Consider the following 18,598-nt stretch of genomic DNA (forward strand, 5'->3'; position numbering starts at 1 on the left):
CCCCCGCCACCGCCATGGTCCTCGCCGCCGGGCTCGGCACGCGGATGCGCCCCCTGACCAACGACCGGCCCAAAGCCCTCGTAGAAGTCGGCGGCAAGGCCCTGATCGACCAGGTTCTCGACCGGCTGGCCGAGGCGGGCGTCGAGAAGGCCGTGGTCAACGTCCACTGGTTCGCGGACCGGCTGGAAAGCCATCTGGCCGCCCGCACACATCCGGCCGTCGTCATCTCCGATGAGCGCGCCGAACTGCTGGAGACCGGCGGCGGGCTGAAGCAGGCCCGCCCCCTGCTCGGCGACGATCCCGTCTTCGTGGCCAATATCGACAGCGTCTGGATCGACCGGGGCGACGCCCTGTCTGACCTGATCCGCCTGTGGGACCCCGAGCGCATGGACGCCGCCCTGCTGTTGGCCCGGCGCGAAGGCTCCATCGGCTTCGAGGGCGGCGGCGACTTCTTCCTCGGCGACGGCGGCGCCCTGACCTTCCGGGGCGAGGCCGCCAGCGCGCCTTTCGCCTACATGGGCGTCCACATCACCCGGCCCGACTACGCCGACGCCGGCCCCGACGGCCCCTTCTCGCTCAGCCCCCTGTGGCGCAAATCCGCCGCCGAAGGCCGCCTGTTCGGCTGTGTGCTGGACGGCGACTGGATGCACGTCGGCGACCCGCAGGCCCGCGACGAGGCCGAGGCCCGGATGAAGGCGCAAGACTGATGTCCACGGGGGGCCGCTTTGATCCGTTCGCCGGAACCGGGCCGCGCTGGCGCGCCGTGCCGGCCTGGCGGCCCTTCCTCGAAGACCTCGCGGCGGGCGTGCTGGACTGGCTGGGCGATCAGACGCCCGAGACCCTGACCGACGCGACCATCCTGCTGCCCAACCGCCGCGCCGCCCGCGCCTTCTCCTCGGCGCTGGGCAAGCTGGCCGGCGACCGCCCCGTCCTGCTGCCGCAAGTGCGCCCGCTCGGCGATCTGGAAGAGGACGAACCGCCCTTCGCCCCCGGCGAACTGGGTCTGGACCTGCCGCCCGCCATCCCCGCCCTGACCCGCCGCTTCGAGATGGCGCGGATGATCGCCGAGGAGTTCGAGCCGGGGCTGAAACCCCTGCGCGCCCTCGAAATGGCGGATGCGCTGGGCGGCTTCCTCGATTCCTGCCAACTGGAGGAAGTCCCCGACCTGTCGCGCATCGCCGGCTTGGCCGAACAGGATCTGGCCGCCCACTGGCAGGACAGCGCCCGCTTCCTCGGTCTGGCGGTCGAGGCCTGGCCCAGGCGGCTGGAGGCCCTGGGTCTGGTCGACCCCGCCTGGCGCCGCGCGACCCTGCTGCGCCGTCTGGCCGAGGCCTGGGACGCCCGACCGCCGCAACAGCCCGTCATCGCCGCCGGTTCGACCGGCACCGTCCCCGCCGCCGCCGACGTTCTGGCCGCCGTGGCGCGGGCGCCGCAGGGCGTGGTGGTCCTGCCCGGCCTCGACCTCGATCTGGCCGACGGCGTCTGGGACCGCATCGACGACCAGCACCCGCAGGCCGCGCTCAAGGCCCTGCTAGCCCGCGCCGAGGTCTCGCGCGATCAGGTCCGCTCATGGTTCAAGCCTGCCGTCGAGCCGCGTATCGAGGCGCGCGGTCTGGCCCGTCAGCGTCTGATCAACGAAGCCCTGCGCCCCGCCGAGGCCACCGACGACTGGCGCGCCGAGATCGCCCGCCTGCGCGCCGACGCCGCCGAAGCCGGGCAGGCCGCCGACCCTATCGCTGAGGGCCTGAAGGGCCTATCCGCCCTCTCCGTCCGCGCCGAGGAAGAGGCCGCGACCGCCATCGCCCTGCTGATGCGCGAGACCCTGGAACGCCCCGGCGAGACCTGCGCCCTCGTCACCCCAGACCTGGACCTGTCGCGCCGCGTCGAAGCCCGGCTGGCGCGCTGGAACATCATCCCCGACGCCTCGACCGGCGCCCCGCTGTCGCGGATGAGCGCCGGGGTTCTGGTCGACCTGTGCGCCCGCTTCATCGAGACGCCGCTCAAGCCCCAGACCCTGCTGGGCCTAATCAAGCACCCGCTGACCCGCCTCGATCTCGGCGAGACCTCCTTGGCCGACGCCGCCTCGGCGCTGGAGGAGCACGCCCTGCGCGGCCCCCGCCCGCGCGACTGGGCCGAGGTGCAGAAGCGCCTGCTGAAAGCCGCCGAACCCGGTCGCGGCGGCCAGCCCCTCCCCGAGTGGAAGGCCGCCCGCCTGTCCGGCGCCCGCGCTCTGGCGACGCGGCTGGAGACGCTCGCCGCCGAGGCCCTTTCAACCTTCACGCAAAATGCTTCCGGGGCCGCCGCCCCCGACGCCGCCGCCCGCGCCCTGACCGCCCTGATCGAGGCTCTGGCCGGTCAGAACGCCTGGGCCGGTCCCGACGGCGAGGCCGCCGCCTCCCTGCTGTCGGCCCTGATCGACGGCGGCGGGTCTCTGGGCGCGGTCAGCCGCGCCGACTTCGCGGCTCTGGTCGCCGGGCTGCTGGGCGAGGAGACGGTGCGCACCGGCGGCGCCACCCACCCGCGCCTGCGCATTCTGGGGGCCATCGAGGCCCGCCTGACCCGCGCCGACCGCATGATCCTGGCCGGGCTGGAGGAAGGCGTCTGGCCCCGCCCCGCCCCGGTTGATCCCTTCCTGTCGCGGCCGATGAGGAAGACCCTGGGTCTGCCCACGCCCGAGCGGCGCCTGGGCCAGACGGCGCAGGACTTCGTCCAGGCCGCCTGCGCCGACGAGGCCATCCTGATCCACTGCGAACGGCGCGGCGGCCAGCCCGCCGTGCGCTCGCGCTGGTTGTGGCGGCTCGAAATGCTGACGCGCGGCGCCAATGCCGAGAAGACCCCGGTCGCCATTCCCCAGCCCGAGGGACTAGCCGACTGGACCCGCGCCCTGGACGCCCCGCCGCCCGGCGCCGCCCGCTTCGCGCCGCGCCCCATGCCGTGCCCGCCGGTCGAGCGGCGCCCGCGCAGCCTCTATGTCACCCGCATCGAACGCTGGGTGCGCGACCCCTACGCCATCTACGCCCAGTGGGTGCTGGGCCTGAACATCATGGACCGCCCCGGCGCCTCGGCCGAGGCGATGGCGCGCGGCAATGCGGTGCACAAGGCCATCGAGCGCATGACCCTAATGTGGCCCCACGTCCTGCCCGACGACTGCGAGGCCCAGATCGAACAGCTGCTGATCGAGGAACTGACCGCCCACGGTTTCGAGGACGCCGCCATGGCGCGCGAGACGCCGCTGGCGCGCAACTGCGCCCGCTGGCTGGCCGGGTTCGAGGCCGAGCGCCGGGCGCGCGGCGTCACCCTACTGATCGAACAGCAGGGGACCATGACCTTCGACGCCCCCGCCGGCCCCTTCACCATGAAGGCCTATGCCGACCGCATCGAGGTGGGCGCCAGCGGCGCCGCCATCATGGACTTCAAGACCGGCGGCGTGCCCTCGGGCAAGCAGGTCAAGGCGGGCTTTGCGCCCCAGCTGACCCTGACCGCCGCCATCCTCGCCGACGGCGGCTTCAAGGACACCAACGGCCCCGTCCCCGCCGACGAACTGACCTATGTCCGCGTCGTCGGCCGCAAGAAGGCGGGCGAGGTGGCGGTGCGCGCCTCCGGTCCCGAAGCCGCCGCCCTAGGCGAAGCGGCGCTGGAGGGACTGAAGAAACGGGTCGCCCGCTTCGACCATCCCGACACCCCCTACGTCTCCTGGGCCGCGCCCCAGTTCATGGGCAACTACGGCGGCAACTACGACCATCTGGCCCGCGTCTGGGAATGGCACGTGGTCGGCGGCGAAGAAGGCGACAGCGAATGAACATCGCCACTCCGCAGATGCGCCCTGATCCCCAGATCCGCGCCGCCGATCCGGCCCTGTCGGTCTTCGTCACCGCCAACGCCGGCTCGGGCAAGACCACCACCCTGGTCAGCCGCGTGGCCCGTCTGCTGTTGGGCGGGGCCGGGGCCTCGGCCATCCTCTGCGTCACCTACACCAAGGCCGCCGCCGCCGAGATGCAGGCCCGCCTGTTCGAGACCCTGGGCAAGTGGGCGGTCATGGATGACGCCGCCCTGTCCGCCGAACTGGCCAAGCTGGACGCCAGCGATCCCGCCGGCCTCAACCCCGCCCGCCTGTCCGAGGCGCGCCGCCTGTTCGCCCGCGCGCTGGAGACGCCGGGCGGGCTGAAGATCCAGACCATCCATGCCTTCTGCGAAAAACTGCTGCGCCGCTTCCCCATCGAGGCGGGCGTCTCGCCGCGCTTCACCGTGCTGGAAAACGAGGCCGCCATCGCCCTCAGCCACGCCGCGCGCGAAGAACTGGCCCGCGCCGCGCTGAAGGACCCCGACGGCCCGGTCGGTCAAGCCTACAGCCATTTCGCCGTCGAGCTGGACTGGGGCCGGTTCGAAAGCCTGCTGGCCATGATCGAATCCCGGCGCGCAGACCTGACCGACTATGTCGCCCGCGTCGGCGACGGCGCGGCCCCCGGCCCGCACGCCCTGACCGGCGCCGATCCCGAACAGACGCCCGACGAGATCGAGGCGGGTTTCCTCAACTGGCTCAATCCAGCGGACTGGGCCGACTGCGCCGCAGGTCTGGCGACCAGCGGAGTCAACGATCAGAAGATGGCCGCCCGGATGCGCGCCGCCATGCCGCCCGAGACGACGCTCGGCGCCATGACGGACATTTTCTTCGACTCCAAAGGCAATGCGCGAGAGAAGTTCGGAGCCAAGGCCGCGCCTGCTTCTGCGACTACCTATCTGGCGAACATACAGCTGAAATACCTCGCTACGCTGGACCTAGTTCGCGCCGCCAAGGTCGCCGCCGACACCATCAAACTGCTGACCCTCGCCGTGGCCCACGCCGCCTTCTACGAGGCGGCCAAGGCCGAGCGCGGGGCGCTGGACTTCTCCGATCTGGTGGCGAAAACCGTCGACCTGCTGACCCAACGTTCGACCGCCGCCTGGGTGCTGTACAAGCTGGACGGCGGCATCGACCACGTCCTGATCGACGAGGCTCAGGACACGGCCCCCGAGCAATGGGCCATCATGCGCGCCCTGACCGGCGAGTTCTTCTCGGGCGAGGAAACCGACCGCACCGTCTTCGCCGTGGGCGACGAGAAGCAGTCGATCTACTCCTTCCAGGGTGCCCGGCCGGAGCGGCTGCGTCAGGAATCTCAGGTCTATGACGAACTGATCCGAGCCTCCGGTTCCGCCTTCGAGGGCGTGCCGCTGGAGACCTCCTATCGCTCGACCGAGGACGTCCTCGCCTTTGTCGATCACGCCTTCGCCGATCCCGAGCGGACCCGCGCCCTGGTGGGCGAGGCCGGCGACATTCCCCGCCACCTGCCCGCCCGCGTTGGCCAGCGCGGCAGCGTCGATCTCTGGCCCCTGTTCATGGACGAGGCCCCGCCCGAGCGCGACGCCTGGGATGATCCGGTCGACCAGGAAGGCGTCGCCGGCGCGCGCAAGCGCATGGCCGCCGCCCTGGCCCAGGAAATCAAACGTCAGGTCGAGACCGGGGCGACCGTCTATGACCGCAACACCCGCCAGCCGCGCGCCAGCGGCTACGGCGACTTCCTCATTCTCGTGCGCCGCCGCGACGCGACGTTTGAGGAAATCATCCGCGCCCTGAAGAGCGCGGGCGTGCCCGTCGCCGGGGCCGACCGGCTGAAACTGTCCAGCCACATCGTCTTCGACGACCTGAAGGCCCTCGCCCGCTTCGCCCTCTTCCCCGGCGACGACCTGTCGCTGGCCGAGGTGCTGCGCAGCCCCTTCTGCGACCTGGACGAGGCCTCGCTCTTTGATCTGGCCGGGCGCGAGAAACGTCAGGGCCTGTGGCGCGAACTGAAGACCCGCGCCGACGAACGCCCCGAATGGCGCCGCGCGCTGGACCTGTGCCTGAGCGCCCGCGCGGCGCGCGACGGCGACCCCTTCGTCTTCTTCTCGACCCTGTTCAACCGGGTGGACGACACGGGCGTGTCGGGCCGCGCCCGCGTCCTGACCCGGCTGGGCCGTGAGGCCGAGGAAGCCATCGACGAAACCCTCAATCAGGTGCTGGCCGCCGAGAACCGCGGCGGGGTCGATCTGGAGACCTGTCTGGCCCTGCTGGAAGCCGCCGACGTCGAGGTGAAGCGCGAGCTGGAAGGCCCGCGCGGCGAGGTCCGCGTCATGACCGTCCACGGCGCCAAGGGGCTGGAGGCGCCCGTCGTCATCCTGCCCGACACCACCATGAAGGCGAAGGCGCAGGGGCCGACCCTGATGCCCGTCGCGCTTGATGACGGCGAGGCCTGGCTGATGTGCCCCGGCTCATCCAAGGAAGACTGCGCCGCCTCCAAGGCCGCCCGCGACGCCCGCGAGGCCCGCGTCAGCGACGAGTCCCTGCGCCTGCTCTACGTCGCCCTGACCCGCGCCCGCGACCGCGTCATCGTCATGGGACGCGGCTCCAAGCGCTCGCCCGAGCCCGGCGACTGGTGGTCGGTCATCGAGGAGACCTTCAACCGCCTCGGCGACGAGGTCCGCACGCTCGACAACAATATCCGTCGCTACGGCGTCGATCTCAACGTCCTGCCCGCCGTCACCGCCATCGCGGAGGCCCGCCCCGAGGCCCCCGACTGGACCCGCCAGACGCCCGCTCGCGACGCCGCCGCCCGCTTCGCCTCTCCGTCGCAGATGCAGGAGCAGAAGCGCATCCCCGCCCCGTCGCCGCTGGCGCGTGGCGAAGGCCCCGGCGCGGGTCTGGGCCGGTTCCGGCGCGGCGACCTGATCCACCGTCTGCTGGAACGCCTGCCTGACATCGCCGCGCCCAACCGACCCGACGCCGCCGTACGGATGCTGGCGCGCGAACGCGACCTGTCCGACGACCAGCGCGCCGAGATGATCGCAGCCGCCTTCGCCGTGCTGGACGATGCGCGCTTCGCGCCCGTCTTCGGCGAAGGCTCCCGCGCCGAGGTGGCCCTGACCGGCTCCTCGCCCGACCTGCCCTCCGGCGTCTCCATCTCGGGCCGCATCGACCGGCTGGTGGTCACGCCCGACCGGGTGCTGGTGGTGGACTTCAAATCCAACCGCCCGGCCCCGGATCACGTCGAGGACGCCGACCCGGCCTATGTGCTGCAGATGGCGGTCTACACGGCGGTGTTGAGGCGGCTCTATCCCGACCGCGCGGTCGAGGCGGCGCTGGTCTGGACCGACGGACCCAAGCTGATGGCCGTCCCGCAAGGCCTGATGGACGCGGCGCTTTCAAATGCGCGTTGATTTGTGCGCAAATCGCACCCACATCTGCGGCTGATATCAACGCGCTCAAGCAGCGAGGTCCGGCGGACCGAGCGTTAGCGCACCAAAATACGTGCTCAAGCAGCGAGGCCCCGCGGGCCGAGCGTTAGCACCCCTAAAGGAGACCACTATGGCGACTGTCAAAGTCACCGACGAAAGCTTCGACGCCGACGTCCTGAAATCCTCGACCCCCGTCCTGGTGGACTTCTGGGCCGAGTGGTGCGGCCCCTGCAAGCAGATCGGCCCGGCGCTGGAGCAGATCGCCGATGAACTGTCGGGCAAGGTGACCATCGCCAAGGTCAACATCGACGACAGCCCCATGACCCCGTCCAAGATGGGCGTCAAAGGCATCCCGACCCTGATGCTGTTCAAGGACGGCCAGCTGGCCTCGATGAAGGTCGGCGCCATGCCCAAGGGCAAGATCGTCGAATGGCTGGCCGAAGCCGGCGTCAAGGCGGACTAAGACGTCTCAGACGATGAGATCGGGCGGCGGCGTCGAAAGACCCGTCGCCTTTTTCATGCGCAGAACAAAGCCCTCCCCTTCGAGGGAGAAAGGTCAGGTAGGCCAGGTCTCGGGGCTGGCGCCCAGGACTTCGCCGGCCAGATAGAGCGAGCCGCAGATGACCACGCGGCCGGCTCCGAGGGCCAGGGCGCGATCAAGCGCCTCGTCCACCGAACCCGCCGCCAGGGCCCCGAAGCCGCGGCCCTGAGCCACGGCGGCTAGAGCCGCCGGGTCGGCGGCGGAACCGTCGAAGCTGACGGTGAAGACCTGGGCCTCGATGCCCTTGAGGGCCTCGAAGAAGCCGCCCGCGTCCTTGTTGGCCAGCATGGCGACGATCAGTGCCAGAGGGCGCGGCGCCCGCGCCTGACGCTCGGTCAGGGTCCGGGCCATGGCGCGTCCGGCGTGGGGATTATGCCCGCCGTCCAACCAAAGTTCGGCGTCGGCGGCTTGCGCCTTCTCGGCATAGGGACCTGCCGTCAGCCGCTGCATCCGCGCGGGCCAACGCACGGACTTCAGCCCCTCGGCGATGGCGGCTTCGGGCAGGTCCAGCTCCAGGGCTGCGGCGACGGCCACGCCCGCATTGTCGAACTGATGCGGGCCGCTCAGCGCCGGGGCCGGCAGGTCGAGGAAGCGTTCCTGATCCTGATAGACCAGCCCGCCGCGCTCGGCCCAGGCGTCGAAGTCCACGCCCATGACGGTCAGGGGCGAATGGACCTGCGCCGCGCGGCGCTCGATCACGGCCATGACGGCCTCGGACTGGCGGGCGATGACGCCGCGCGCCCCGGCCTTCAGGATGCCCGCCTTCTCGGCAGCGACGCCCTCGATCCGGTCGCCCAGGAACTCGGCGTGATCCAGATCGACGGGCGTGATGACGCTCAGCAACGGCCGGTCGATGACATTGGTGGCGTCCAGCGATCCGCCCAGGCCCACCTCGATGATGGCCAGGTCGGCGGGGGTCTCGCTCATGGCCAGGAAGGCCGCGGCGGTCGTGCTCTCAAACACCGTGGCCTCGCCAGACACGGCCTCGATGCGATCCAGCACATCGTTGAGATAGTCGTCGCTGATCAGGGTCCCGGCCAGACGAATGCGCTCGTTGAAGCGCACCAGATGCGGCGAGGTATAGGCATGGACGCGCAGACCCGCCGCCTCGGCGATGGCCCGGATCAGGGCGACGGTCGAGCCCTTGCCGTTGGTGCCGGCGACATGGACCACCGGCGGCAGCTTGTCCTGCGGATCGCCCAGCGCCGCGCAAAGGGCCCGCATCCGCTCCAGCGACAGGTCGATGCGCTGCGGATGGCGGGCCAGAAGACGCTGCGAGATCGGGTCCATCAGGGGCCTTAGGCCGCCTTGCGCTTGCCGCCCATCAGCATGGACATGATCTGGCTCAGCGTCGTCGGCAGATCGCCGCGCGCCACGACCTTGTCGACCATGCCCTTGCTCTGCAGATACTCGGCGCGCTGGAAGCCCGGCGGCAGTTTCTCGCGGATGGTGGTCTCGATCACGCGCGGACCGGCGAAGCCGATCAGGGCGTTCGGCTCGGCCAGATGCACGTCGCCCAGCATGGCGTAGGAGGCGGTGACGCCCCCCGTGGTCGGGTCGGTCAGGACGACGACGTAAGGCAGCTGCGCCGCCTTCACTTCCTGCACGGCCAGGGTGGTGCGGGCCATCTGCATCAGGCTGAGGGCGCCTTCCTGCATCCGCGCGCCGCCGGCGGCGGTGAAGCAGACGAAGGGCACGCCCCGCTTCACGGCTTCACGCGCGGCGGCCACAAAGGCCTCGCCCGCCGCCATGCCCAGCGACCCGCCCATGAAGGTGAAGTCCTGCACGATGACGACCGCGGCCACGCCGTCGATCTTGCCATAGCCGATGGCCATGGTGTCCTTGCGGCCCGCCGCCTTGCGCGCCGCGTTCAGGCGGTCCTTGTAGGGCTTGCCGTCCGAGAACTTCAGCGGGTCTTCCGGCACGTCGGGCGTGTCGATGATCTCGAACTGACCGTCGTCGAAGGTGGCCTTCAGGCGCGTCGGGGCATTGATGCGCATATGACGGCCCGACGGCGTGACCCACAGGGCCGCCTCAAGGTCCGTGCGGAACAGCATCTCGCCGCTGTCCGGGTCCTTGACCCACAGATTGTCGGGCGTGTCGCGCCGGCTGACGATCTTGCGCACGCCCGGAGCGAAGCGGGACAGCCAGCCGCCGCGCGGCTTGTTCTCAGAATTCTTGTCGACCATGAGCGCGCCTTTAGACGGTTTCCGCGACGGAAGCACTAGTTCTGGCGGTTTTCACCGCATCGGCCAGAGCCTTCACCTTGGCCAGAACGCGGGGGACGGCCGGTTCGTTCGCCGCCAGCGCCGCCGCCACTTCATCGACGAAGACCGAGCCAGCCACCACCGCATCGGCCACGCGGGCGATCTCAGCGGCGCGTTCCGGCGTCTTGACGCCGAAGCCGACGGCGACCGGCAGGTTGGCGGCCTTGCGTACGCGCTCGACGGCAGGGGCGACGGAGGCGGCCTGCGCCTCCTTCACGCCCGTCACGCCCGCGACCGAGACGTAATAGACAAAGCCCGAGGTGCCGCGCGCGATGACCTTCAGCCGGTCGTCGTCCGAGGTCGGGGTGGCCAGACGGATCAGCGACACGCTTTGCGCGTCCAGAGCCGCAGCCAGAGGTCCGGCCTCTTCCGGCGGACAGTCGACAACGATCAGGCCGTCCACGCCCGCCGCCGCCGCGTCGGCTGCGAAGGCCTCGTAGCCGTAGCTCTCGACCGGGTTGAGATAGCCCATCAGGATGACCGGGGTGGCGTCGTCGCCCTTGCGGAAATCCGCCACCAGATCGAGCGTGCCGCGCAGGGTCATCCCCGCCGCCAGACCGCGCAGGGCCGCGCGCTGGATCGGCGGCCCTTCAGCCATTGGGTCCGAGAACGCCAGACCCAGTTCGATCAGGTCGGCGCCGGCGGCGGGCAGGCCGTGCAGAATCTCCAGCGCCTCGTCCCGGCTGGGATCGCCGGTCATGACATAGGGAATAAAGCCAGCCCGGCCTTCAGCCTTCAGTGCGGCGAAGCGGGCGTCGATGCGTGCAGTCGTCACTGGGGCGTCGCTCCCGCCGTGGGCTGGCCGGCGCAGACATTGCCGGGAATGGTGGCGAAGCCGAGGTAGCCGGGCGATTCCGGCGCGGCGGGACCCGCTGTATCGTAGAAGGCCACCATCTGCATCCCGTCGCAGACGCCGCCGTCCTTGCGCTTGATCAGAACGACGCGGTTGTCGTCGCCGCCGGCCGCCAGCCAGCCCTGGCTCTCGAAGTGAGCGATATAGGTCTCGGCCAGGGCGCCGACGCTGGCCAGGGGCGCAGTCACGCAGAAGGCGCGGCCGTTGAGTCCATGCAGGTTGCCGCAGTCGGGCGCGGCCTTGGCGGCCCCCAGCAGCGGGGTGTCGGCGGCGGGCACGCCTTGCGGGCCGGGGGCTGCCGCCTGAACCGGCGCCGGCGCGGCGGGCGCCGCCTGAGTCTTGGCCATGGTCAGGGTCGGCGACATGGCGACGGCCAGGGCCGCGATCAAAAGACTGTTCATGTTCAAAGCTCCACGCCCAGATGCTTGGCCACGGTGAAAATGTCCTTGTCGCCTCGGCCCGACAGGACCAGGACGACATCGCCGCCCTGACCCACGTCCTTGGCCACCTCGCCGATGCGGGCCAGGGCGTGCGAAGGCTCCAGCGCCGGAATGATGCCTTCCAGTTTGGACAGCATCTGGAAGGCCTCCAGGGCCTCATCGTCGGTGGCCGACAGATACTCGCCGCGGCCGAGGTCGTTCAGCCAGGCGTGCTCGGGACCTATGCCTGGATAGTCGAGGCCCGCCGAGATCGAGTGGCCTTCCAGGATCTGGCCGTCGGCGTCCTGCAGCAGATAGGTGCGGTTGCCGTGCAGCACGCCGGGGCGGCCGCCCTTCAGGCTGGCGGCGTGTTCGGCGGTGTCCAGGCCATGACCCGCCGCTTCGACGCCGATCAGGCGCACGCCCTCGTCCTCGATGAAGGGGTGCATGGCGCCGATGGCGTTGGAGCCGCCCCCAATGCAGGCCACCACCGCTTGGGGAAGATGACCGATCTGCTTCAGCGACTGGCGCTTGATCTCCTTGCCGATCACCGACTGGAAGTCGCGCACCATGGCCGGATAGGGGGCCGGGCCCGCCGCCGTGCCGATGATGTAATAGGTGTCCTCGACGTTGGTGACCCAGTCACGCATCGCCTCGTTCATGGCGTCCTTCAGCGTCGCCGCCCCCGCCGTGACGGCCTCGATCTCGGCCCCCAGCAGCTTCATGCGGAAGACGTTGGGCTGCTGCCGTTCGACGTCGACCGCGCCCATGTAGACCGTACAGGGCAGGCCGAAACGGGCGCAGACGGTGGCCGAGGCCACGCCGTGCTGACCGGCGCCGGTCTCGGCGATGATCCGCGTCTTGCCCATGCGCCGGGCCAGCAGGATCTGGCCCATGCAGTTGTTGATCTTGTGCGCGCCCGTGTGGTTCAGGTCCTCGCGCTTCAGCCAGATCTTGGCCCCGCCGAAATGATCGGTCAGCCGCTCGGCGAAATAGAGCGGGCTGGCGCGACCGACATAATGGGTCAGAAAGCCGTCCAGCTCCGCCTGAAAACTCGGGTCGGCCTTGGCCGCCTCATAGGCCGCGTTCAGCTCGTGAATCAGCGGCATCAGGGTTTCGGGCACGAAGCGGCCGCCATAGGGACCAAAGCGGCCCTCGGCGTCAGGCCAGGCGTAGGACTCGGGGGTATTCGACAGGTGTGCGTTCACGAGCGGCAGTCTTTCGCGGGAAGGCGACGAAATCAGGACCGGGATACGGCCTCGAGGAAGGCGCGGATGCGGTCAGGGTCCTTAACACCGGGTTCGCTTTCGACGCCAGAGGAGACATCGACCAAAGGCGCCCCCGAAATCCGCACCGCCTCGGTGACATTTTGCGGATCAAGGCCCCCTGCGAGGAACCAGTGTGCCGGCAGCGCCCGGTTTTGCATCAGCGACCAGTCGAACGAGGCCCCCACCCCGCCAGGCAGGCTTGAGCCCTCGGGCGGCTTGGCGTCGAACAGCAGATGATCGGCCACGCCCGCCCAATCCGGCACGCTGGCGAAGTCGACCTCGCTGCGGATCGGCAGGGCCTTGATGATCCCCGCCCCGGTCAGCCGCCGCACCTCGGCCGCGCGCTGCGGCGTCTCATGCCCATGCAACTGGATCAGGTCGGGCCGCAGGATCAGCCCCACCTCGGTCAGCAGGGCGTCATCGGGATCGACCAGCACCGCCACGATCTTGGCCCGCTTGCGCGCCCGATCGAACAGGGTCGCGGCGTGCAGCGGCGGAATGTGGCGCGGGCTTTTCGCAAACACCACCGCCCCGACAAAGGCCGCGCCGCCGGAAAGCGCCGCATCCAGCGTCTCGGGCGTCGTCAGTCCGCAAATCTTGGCCAGGGTCATGGGAGGGAGGTGCGCGAGGCGGGCGAAGAGGTCAAGCACGGACGCCCGCCCCAATGCCGTCATCCCGGAAGCCCGACAGGGCTATCCGGGACCCAGACGCCAGAAAAGGCTCAGCCTCAGCACATAGGTCCACCGCCTGGGTCCCGGATCGGCGGCTCGCCAGCGAGCCTTGTCCGGGATGACGGCAAGAGAAAACCTAGGCGAAGATCAGCTCGATCTCTTCCGGGTTCAGAAGCCGCCACTCCCCCGGCGCCAGATCATCCGGCAGGACCAGCCCGCCCAGCCGCTCGCGGTGCAGGGCCTCGACGTGGTTGCCGGCAGCGGCGAACATCCGCCGCACCTGGTGATAGCGCCCCTCGGTCACGGTCAGCAGGGCCTCGGTCGGCGACACCACCTCAAGGGTGGCCGGCGACAAAGGCTTGTCCTCGCCCTCCAGCACCAGATCGCCCGAGGCGAACAGCGCCCCTTCAGTCCCGCTCAGGGGCCGCGCCAGGGTGGCGCGATAGACCTTGGCCACATGACGCTTGGGCGAAATCACCCGGTGCAGCAGGTCGCCGTCGTCGGTCAGCAGCAGCAGGCCCGAGGTCTGCTTGTCCAGCCGTCCGATGGTCGAGATGGCCGGGTCGCGACGCTTCCACCGATCCGGCAGGATGTCATAGACCAGCGCCCCGTCCTCCTTGCGCGAACAGGTCATGCCCAGCGGCTTGTTCAACAGCATGACCAGACCGGCCACCGGGTCCAGCGGCTCGCCGTCGATCTCCATCCGGCTCGGCAGGTCGGGCGTCACCGGGATGCGCCTGGACACATCGGTCAGGTCGACGCCGTCCAGCACGATGCCGCCCGCCTTGCCCATCCGCGCCATCTCGGCCCGCGAGCCGTAGCCCATGGAGCCAAGGAGCTTGTCGACGCGCGCAGTAGGAGTCTTGGCGGCCACTACTTCACCGCCTCAAAGATCTTGTACCCGCCCTTGTCGAGCACCGGCTTCACCCGCTTGAAGGCCGCGTTCAGTTCCGCCTCGTAGGGCAGGTGCCGATTGGCCACCAGCCACAGCACGCCGCCGGTCTTCAGCAGGGCCGCCGCCTGACGGATGAAGTTCTGGCCCAGACGCCGATCCTCGGTCCCACCGTCGTGGAAGGGCGGATTGCTGACGATGAAGTTCAGCTCGCCCGCCGTCGGCAGGGTGCGCACGTCGGCCCATTCAAAGCTGACGCGCGGGTCCTCGACATTCTTCTTCGCCGCCGCGATGGCGCGCCGGTCGATGTCGACCAGACGCAAGCTCGTCACCGCCGGCGACCGCAGCGCCACCAGCGACAGGGCCCCGAAGCCGCTGCCCAGATCGGCGCCCGCGCCCTTCATCGGCGGCATGACCCCGGCCAGCAGGGCCGTGCCCGGATCGACCCGGTCCCAGGCGAAGACGCCCGGCTGCGACCAGGCCTCCAACCCCGCGACCTGTTGCATGGCGCCCGCCGCGATGGCCGCATCCAGACCGTCGATGACTTCAGGCCGCGTGACGATGCAGCGGCGATGATGCGCCTTGGCCGTCTCGCCGAACTCCAGACCGAAGTCCTTCAACTCCTTGGCCAGACGCGAGCCGCCCTTGCTCTTGTGCGCCATGACGTCGAGGCGTCCGCCGACCTTCAGCGCCCGCAGCGCCATGGCCAGCGTATAGCGACGCTCCACCACGCCGGGCGGGGCGTAGATCATCGCCCCGTCCACCGATCCGGGGGCGAGGTCTTCCAGCGCCGTCGAGCCGGGGATCAGGGGCGAGGTCTGCTGGGCCCCGGTCGGAACGTCGAACACCGCCGGCGGGCGGCCATAAAGGATCGTGGTCATGGCGCGCCCCATACCCTTTTCCCGCCCTTTCGCGAAGGGCGAGCCGTGACACCCCCGAATGGATCAGGCACAACCCGCCGATGCTCGCTGACCCCCGCCGTTCCGCCTCCTCCGCTCCGCTGGACCTGAGCGCCGCGCGCGAGGTTCTGGGCCGGGTCTGGGGCCATGCTGATTTCCGCGGTCTGCAATCCCATGTCGTGGCCGAGGTTCTGGCCGGGCGCGACGTCATGGCCGTGCTGCCGACCGGCGGCGGCAAGAGCGTCTGCTATCAGATCCCGGCCATCCTGCGCCCCGGCGTCGGCCTGGTGGTGTCGCCGCTGATCGCCCTGATGACCGATCAGGTCGAGGCCCTGAAGCAACAGGGCGTGGCCGCCGCCCGTTTGGATTCCGGCGTGCCGATGGAGGAGCGCTCGGCCATCTGGCGCGCCGCCCGCTCGGGCGAACTGGACCTGCTCTACGTCTCGCCCGAAGGCCTGGCCGCCGGCTCGATGCTGGAGCGTCTGTCCGAGATCGACCTCAGCCTGATCGCCATCGACGAGGCCCACTGCGTCAGTCAGTGGGGCCACGACTTCCGCCCCGACTACCGAAGCCTGGGCCGTCTGGCCGAGATCTTCCCCGGCGTGCCGCGCATCGCCGTCACCGCCACCGCCGACGCCCGCACCCGCGACGACATCCTGGCCTCGCTGCGCCTGGGCGAGGCCCGCGTCTTTGTCGACAGCTTCGCCCGCCCCAATCTGCAGCTCTCCGCCGAGCGCAAGATCAACGGTTCGCGCGCCCGCACCGACGCCGCCGTGGTCGAACTGGTGCGCGAGCGGCGCGGCAAGTCCGGCGTGGTCTATTGCGGCAGCCGCGACGGCTGCGAGCGCGTGGCCCAGACCCTGCGCGACGCCGGGACCAACGCCATCGCCTATCACGCCGGCTTCGACGCCAAGGACCGCGACAAGCGGCTGGAGCGCTTCCTGGCCGAGGACGGCGCCGTCATGGTCGCCACCATCGCCTTCGGCATGGGCGTGGACAAACCCGACGTCCGCTTCGTCATCCACGCCGATCCGCCCGGCAGCCTTGAGGCCTACTGGCAGGAGATCGGTCGCGCCGGACGCGACGGCGAACCCGCCGAGGGCATCACCCTCTATGGGCCCTCCGACATCGCCTGGTCCCTGCGCCGTCTCGAAGGCCGGCCGATGGCCGAGGAGGTCAAGCAGGTCCAGACGCGCAAAGTCCGCCAGTTGTTCGCCATGCTGGACGGGGCCGTCTGCCGCCCCCAGGCCGTGCGCCGCTACTTCGGCGAGAGCGACGCAGCGCCCTGTGGCGTGTGCGACATCTGCGGCGATCCGCCCGCCACCTTCGACGCCGTCGTTCCGGCGCAAAAGGCCCTGGCGGCGGTGCAACGTCTCGGCGAACGCTTTGGCCGCACCCGCGTCGTCGACCACCTGCTGGGCAAGACCAAGGACGTCCAGAACTGGGAGTCCAACCTGTCCACCTGGGGCATCGGCGCCGACCTGTCGCTGACCGCCTGGCGCGACGTGATCGACCATCTGCTGTTCGAGGGTCTGCTGGTCGAGGACCCGAACGAGGGCAAGCCCATCATCCAGCTGGGCGATCCCGAGGCCGTCCGCGCCGTCTATCGCGGCGAGCGCCCCATTCAGGTGCGCAAGGCCCCCGTCCGCGTGGTCGAGGCCGAACGCCCGCGCCGCAACGCCGGCCGCAACCTGGCCGCCGAGGCCCTGGACACCGACGTCCGCGCCCGCTTCGAGGTCCTGCGCGCCTGGCGCCGCGACCGCGCCGCCGAACAGCACGTCCCGCCCTATGTCATCTTCCAGGACAAGACCCTGGTCGAGATCGCCCTCAGCGAGCCCCGCAACCTCGACGCCCTGGGCCGCATCTCCGGCGTCGGCGCGGGCAAGCTGGAACGCTACGGCAAGGGCGTGCTCGAGGCCTTGTCCGCAACGAACTGATCCGCGCTCCATGACCAAAGCGTAACTGGAAGCCCCCTCGCCGCCCTGCCATGTCTTGCCCCCACACTGAGAAGGGAGATTAAACATGAAGCGGTTTCTGGCGGCGAGCGCCGCCTGTCTGGCGATGGCGAGCGCAGCCCATGCCCAGGCTTTGGCGCAGGAAGCCGCCACCGACACGCCCCGGCCGATGGACCAGCCGCGCGACTGGTCGGCGACCCTGATCCAGGACGCCACCGGCCTGCACGACATCATGATCGACAGCCACCCAGGCGTGCATGATCCCCTCAATCCCGAGTTCCGCGCCCGCTTGGACCAGGGGCTGGCCACGGCCCTGGAACGGGCGAAGACGACCACGGATCGAGGCGGCTGGTGGTGGGCGCTGCGCGCCTATGTCGCCAGCTTCGAGGACGGCCACGTCCAGATCAGCATGACCCAGAGGGACTTCGGCTTCCCGACCCGCTGGCCCGGCTTCCTGACCGTCTATCGCGGCGCCGATCAGGTGGTGGCCAACCGCGAGGAGGCCGATGCCGCCGCCCCGCCTCTGGGCGCCCGGCTGATCGACTGCGACGGGGTGGACGCCGCGCCACTGGCCGAGCAGCGCATCGGCCAGTTCCGGGGCCGCTGGTTCCTAGAGGCGATCCAGACCCGCTTCGGCGACTGGATGTTCCTGAATGCGGAAAACCCGTGGCAGACCGAGATGAGATCCTGCCGTTTCGAGGCCAACGGCGCGACCAGGACCTATGCCCTCAACTGGCGCGCCACGCCCGATGATCTGAGCGAACGTCGCACCCGGCTGATGCAGAGCGTCCGCCCCGACTTCGCCCTGAAGCATTTCGACGACGGCGGCTTCTGGATCTCGACTCCGACGTTCAACGGCGACCCCTCCAGCGAGAACTACGCCGAACTGACCGCCTTGATCGCCGACATGAAGACCAAACAGGAGGCCCTGCGCGCCGCCCCCTATGTGGTGCTGGACGTGCGCGGCAACGGCGGCGGCTCCTCGCACTGGAGCCAGTTGATGGCTCAGGTCCTGTGGGGCGACGCCTGGATGACCGCCCATCCCGAACCGGCGATCGAGGCCGTCGAATGGCGCGCCTCGGAGGGCAATATCGCCGAAATCTCGGCCTTCCTGGACAAGCTGCACGCCACGAACGGTCAGCCTGAGCTGATCGCCTGGGCTGAAGACGCCATCAACGGCATGAAGGCGGCGAAGGCCGCCGGTCAGGTCTATTGGCGCAGCACCAATGACGAGGCGCCGTCCGACGCCGCCCCGCCGCCGCCTGCCCCGCAACTGATGGCCGGCCGGGTCTATCTCCTGACCGATTCCAGCTGCGGCTCAGCCTGTCTGGACGCCGTCGATCTGTGGAAGACCGCAGGCGCCGTCCAGGTCGGTCGCGAGACCTCGGCCGACACCGTCTACATGGAGATTCGCGAACCCGTCCTGCCCAGCGGCCTGGCCCAGATCGCCGTGCCGATGAAGGTCTATCGCGGTCGCGCGCGCGGCAACAACGAGCCGCAACGCCCCCAGTATATCATCGCGGGCGACATGAGCGACGACGCCGTCCTTCTGGCCTCGATCCGGCGGCTGCAGCCGCGCTGAAAC

General features: G+C 70.1%; 14 protein-coding genes. 6 read left to right on the plus strand and 8 right to left on the minus strand.

Annotated features, from left to right (window positions below; genetic code table 11):
* Positions 1-14 precede the first annotated feature (14 nt).
* The 4 genes from murU to trxA all read left to right on the plus strand — a co-directional run bounded on the left by murU (position 15) and on the right by trxA (position 7,711).
* Positions 15-707: an N-acetylmuramate alpha-1-phosphate uridylyltransferase MurU gene (gene murU / locus ACR9FL_RS15875; protein ID WP_436358171.1), complete on the plus strand. Its 693-nt coding sequence runs from the start codon at positions 15-17 to the stop codon at positions 705-707.
* Positions 707-3,799: a double-strand break repair protein AddB gene (addB, locus tag ACR9FL_RS15880; protein ID WP_436356318.1), complete on the plus strand. Its 3,093-nt coding sequence runs from the start codon at positions 707-709 to the stop codon at positions 3,797-3,799. The genes murU and addB overlap by 1 nt, the downstream gene beginning before the upstream one ends.
* Positions 3,796-7,230 (plus strand): double-strand break repair helicase AddA, encoded by a 3,435-nt coding sequence (addA, locus tag ACR9FL_RS15885; protein ID WP_436356319.1) that lies wholly within the window; start codon positions 3,796-3,798, stop codon positions 7,228-7,230. Before addB ends, addA begins: the two co-directional genes overlap by 4 nt.
* Before the next feature lie 148 nt (positions 7,231-7,378).
* Entirely contained in the window at positions 7,379-7,711 is a 333-nt protein-coding gene (gene trxA, locus ACR9FL_RS15890) for a thioredoxin TrxA (RefSeq protein WP_292036557.1), read from the plus strand.
* Between the two features lie 93 nt (positions 7,712-7,804).
* Here trxA and ACR9FL_RS15895 read toward each other — a convergent pair whose 3' ends face one another.
* The 8 genes from ACR9FL_RS15895 to ACR9FL_RS15930 all read right to left on the minus strand — a co-directional run bounded on the left by ACR9FL_RS15895 (position 7,805) and on the right by ACR9FL_RS15930 (position 15,040).
* Positions 7,805-9,079: a bifunctional folylpolyglutamate synthase/dihydrofolate synthase gene (locus ACR9FL_RS15895; protein WP_436356320.1), complete on the minus strand. Its 1,275-nt coding sequence runs from the start codon at positions 9,077-9,079 to the stop codon at positions 7,805-7,807.
* Positions 9,080-9,087: 8 nt separating this feature from the next.
* The gene (locus ACR9FL_RS15900) at positions 9,088-9,978 is read right to left on the minus strand and encodes an acetyl-CoA carboxylase carboxyltransferase subunit beta (protein ID WP_436356321.1); all 891 of its coding nucleotides are present in this window, start codon (positions 9,976-9,978) and stop codon (positions 9,088-9,090) included.
* Between the two features lie 10 nt (positions 9,979-9,988).
* On the minus strand, positions 9,989-10,831 hold the full coding sequence (gene trpA, locus ACR9FL_RS15905; protein ID WP_436356322.1) for a tryptophan synthase subunit alpha: 843 nt from the start codon (positions 10,829-10,831) through the stop codon (positions 9,989-9,991).
* Positions 10,828-11,310 carry a hypothetical protein gene (locus tag ACR9FL_RS15910; protein ID WP_436356323.1) on the minus strand — a complete coding sequence of 161 codons (483 nt, stop codon included), beginning with the start codon at positions 11,308-11,310 and terminating at the stop codon, positions 10,828-10,830. The genes trpA and ACR9FL_RS15910 overlap by 4 nt, the downstream gene beginning before the upstream one ends.
* A 2-nt stretch (positions 11,311-11,312) precedes the next feature.
* Positions 11,313-12,524, minus strand: a complete 1,212-nt coding sequence (trpB, locus tag ACR9FL_RS15915) for a tryptophan synthase subunit beta (RefSeq protein WP_436358172.1) — start codon at positions 12,522-12,524, stop codon at positions 11,313-11,315.
* 44 nt (positions 12,525-12,568) lie between these two features.
* Positions 12,569-13,207, minus strand: a complete 639-nt coding sequence (locus ACR9FL_RS15920) for a phosphoribosylanthranilate isomerase (protein ID WP_436358173.1) — start codon at positions 13,205-13,207, stop codon at positions 12,569-12,571.
* Between the two features lie 196 nt (positions 13,208-13,403).
* Positions 13,404-14,141, minus strand: coding sequence for a pseudouridine synthase (locus ACR9FL_RS15925; protein WP_436356324.1), 738 nt, complete (start codon positions 14,139-14,141; stop codon positions 13,404-13,406).
* On the minus strand, positions 14,141-15,040 hold the full coding sequence (locus ACR9FL_RS15930) for a class I SAM-dependent methyltransferase (RefSeq protein ID WP_436356325.1): 900 nt from the start codon (positions 15,038-15,040) through the stop codon (positions 14,141-14,143). The genes ACR9FL_RS15925 and ACR9FL_RS15930 overlap by 1 nt, the downstream gene beginning before the upstream one ends.
* Positions 15,041-15,120: 80 nt before the next feature.
* Here ACR9FL_RS15930 and recQ point away from each other — a divergent pair, with 80 nt between their 5' ends.
* Positions 15,121-16,995 (plus strand): DNA helicase RecQ, encoded by a 1,875-nt coding sequence (gene recQ / locus ACR9FL_RS15935; RefSeq protein WP_436356326.1) that lies wholly within the window; start codon positions 15,121-15,123, stop codon positions 16,993-16,995.
* Positions 16,996-17,080: 85 nt separating this feature from the next.
* Complete coding sequence (locus ACR9FL_RS15940) at positions 17,081-18,595, plus strand: S41 family peptidase (protein ID WP_436356327.1); 1,515 nt, start codon at positions 17,081-17,083, stop codon at positions 18,593-18,595.
* The last annotated feature ends 3 nt before the right edge of the window (positions 18,596-18,598 follow it).

Origin of the sequence: Brevundimonas sp. CEF1, assembly GCF_051353055.1 — a bacterium.
In the GTDB taxonomy this organism is placed as follows: Bacteria; Pseudomonadota; Alphaproteobacteria; order Caulobacterales; family Caulobacteraceae; genus Brevundimonas.